This window comes from Nocardiopsis listeri (assembly GCF_020741345.1).
GTDB lineage: Bacteria > Actinomycetota > Actinomycetes > Streptosporangiales > Streptosporangiaceae > Nocardiopsis > Nocardiopsis listeri_A.
The window spans coordinates 1-2,526 of sequence record NZ_DYZD01000131.1 but is presented as its reverse complement, the minus strand read 5'-3'; the positions used below and the strand labels follow the sequence as shown (position 1 = coordinate 2,526).

Sequence of the window (2,526 nt, the reverse complement as noted above, 5' to 3'; positions counted from 1 at the left end):
ACCTCGACGGAGAACCCGTCCCTGCTGACGATGGACTGGGTCACCATCGAGACCGGAATGAAGTCCAGTGCTTCGAGCGCCGCCCGCTGAGCGGTCTCCCAGTGCCCGCACATCTCTTCCTCGGACTCGGCGCTCAGGGCCGCTGCGAGAGCCTCCGCGGCCTCGGGGTTCTCGGAGTAGGTCATGTTCCGGCCCCCTTGCCCGTACCACTCACCGAGCACCGTGGTCAGACCCCACGAGATGGTCCCCATGTTGTTGACCGTGGCGTAGACGGTGACGTCCCAGGTTTCGGGCTCGTCGTAGAGTTGGCCGACCCAGCTGCCGACGTCGGTGTTGTGCAGTTCGACGTCGGCGCCCGCGGCGTTGAGCTGCTCTTGCAGGTAGACGGTCGCGGAGCCGTTCGGGCCGATGGCGTGGCTGCCCAGCACATTGACGGAGACCCCGTCCAGAACCTCTCCGGCGGAGTCCATGTCCTGTTCGAGCAGCAATGACTCGTCGGTGTTGGCGCACTGCATGTTCTCGTCGCCCAGGGTGGCGATCAGCTCCCCTTCCGGATCGACGATCTCGCGCAGGGCGTCTCTGTCGATCACTTGAGCCGCGGCCCTACGGAGCTCCTCGTCCTGAAAGGGACTGGTCTCCGCGTGGTTGAACATGACGTAGTACTCGCCGGTGACGGCCGTGGTGAACCCGAAGGAGCCGTCCTCCTCGAACCGGCTCAGCTCCTCGGCTTCGACGGGAGCGACATCGATTTCGCCGGTGAGGAGCTGGTTGGCCACGGCGTCCTCCGCTCCGACGACGAATTCCAGATGCCGCGCGGGGGTTCCTTCGAGGGGCTCGGAGTACTCCACCCAACCGTCGTAGTCCTCCCTCAGGTCGAAGCGGTAGCCGACCCCGGTGTTCGACTCACCGAGAACGTAGGGACCACTGAACGCGCCCTCCACGGTTCCGGCCGCGAGGCCTTGGAGATCCTCCATCCCGGCGGGGCAGATGATTCCGGCCTGGGGGATGGCGAGCCCGGGCAGCACTTCCGAGTGCGGTTCGCTCAGGTCGATCGAGACGGTCCCCGCCTCGTCGTCGGCGGTGAAGGTCACCTCGCCGTCACCGAAGATCCCGGTGGTGTGGAGAGAGCCGGTGTCCGGGTCGGCGAGGTACTCCAGGGACCCGGCGACGACGGTCGGCGTGATCTCGGTGCCGTCGGCGCAGGTGTGTCCCTCCCCGATGGTCAGCGTCGTGTTGTCGGCCGACTGCTCCCAGGACTCGGCCAGGCCGGGGATGAATTCGCCGTCCAGATCCCTGCGGATCACGGTGTCATAGGCCAGTCGAACCGCCCGATAGTCATCGGTCGTCTCGGACAGAGCGGGGTCGAAGGTGGTCGGATCCTCGATCCACGCCCCGCGGATCGTGTCCGTCCCCGCTTGGTCACCGCCTCCCGTGGTGCATCCGGTGAGTACGAGCGCTCCCGCGCATAGAGCGGCGGACACGGCGCGTCCCCCTCGGCCCTGACTCGACATGGTGGTCCTCTCGGTCGATGGAATGCGAAGTGGCACCGGCTCGGATGTGGTTCACGTCTTGGTGCGAGCGGGTTCGTGGTAGGAGCGCGCCGCGGTCGCGTCGAAGGTGCGAAGCGGACCTTTCGTGTGCCGCCGGTGGATCCCCGTGACCTTGGCGGTCGAGGATCAGGGACCGGTGCTCACACCGAGGGCGTCTTCTGGGAGGGGGTGGACTCGGTGGACACCGAGTCCGAGGTGCGCCGGTGGGCGTCCTCCGCCGGGGCCTCCTCGACCGTGGGCGCCTTCACCAGCGTCTCGGGCAGGTACCAGATGCCGATCACACCGATGAGGCTGAGTACGACCAGGTAGCCGGCCACCAGCCACGGGGTTCCTCCGCCCACCGCCACCAGCCAGGTGGCCACCATGGGCGCGGTGCCCGCAGCGACGGCCGCGGGGAGCTCCCGGGAGAGCGCGATCCCGCTCCAGCGCATACGCGTGGGGAAGATCTCGGCGATCATCGCCGCGGAGACACCGATGGTGGCTCCCTGGATGACGGCGAGACCGAGGATGAGCCCCAGCGCCACGAGGAAGGAGTTCTCGGTCTGGTAGAGCATGAACATGGGGAAGGCGAAGACGACACCGAAGACGGCCGCCCCCATGAGGAGGGGCTTGCGGCCGATCCGGTCCGCGAGGGCCCCTGCGGCGAGGGTCGCCGGGATGGTGAGCAGCATGGCCGCGAGCAGGCCGATCAGCGTGTGCGTGGAGTCCACGTTCAAGGTCCCGGTGGTGTACGAGACGGCGAAGGTCTGCACGATGTAGACCCAGGGGAGCGTGAAGACGAAGAGGGCCATGCCCGCCAGGAGGAAGCGCCAGTGGCCGCGTACCGCCTCCACGATGGGCGCGGTGCTGACGGCGTCGTCCCTCTCGGTGGCCTTGAACGCCGCGGTCTCCGTCACCCGGAACCGGAAGTACAGCGCGATGGCCACGATCGCCACGCTGGCCAGGAACGGCAGTCGCCAGCCCCAGGCGAGGAACG

General features: G+C 67.8%; 2 protein-coding genes. Both read right to left on the bottom strand.

Going from position 1 to position 2,526, the window contains the following annotated elements; all coding sequences use genetic code 11:
- The coding region (locus tag K8V84_RS07685) for an ABC transporter substrate-binding protein (protein WP_304072306.1) at positions 1 to 1,481 on the bottom strand (1,481 nt) is incomplete at its 3' end.
- Positions 1,482 to 1,690: 209 nt separating this feature from the next.
- Positions 1,691 to 2,526 (bottom strand): MFS transporter (locus K8V84_RS07680; RefSeq protein ID WP_304072305.1); only part of this gene is annotated, 836 nt, incomplete at its 5' end.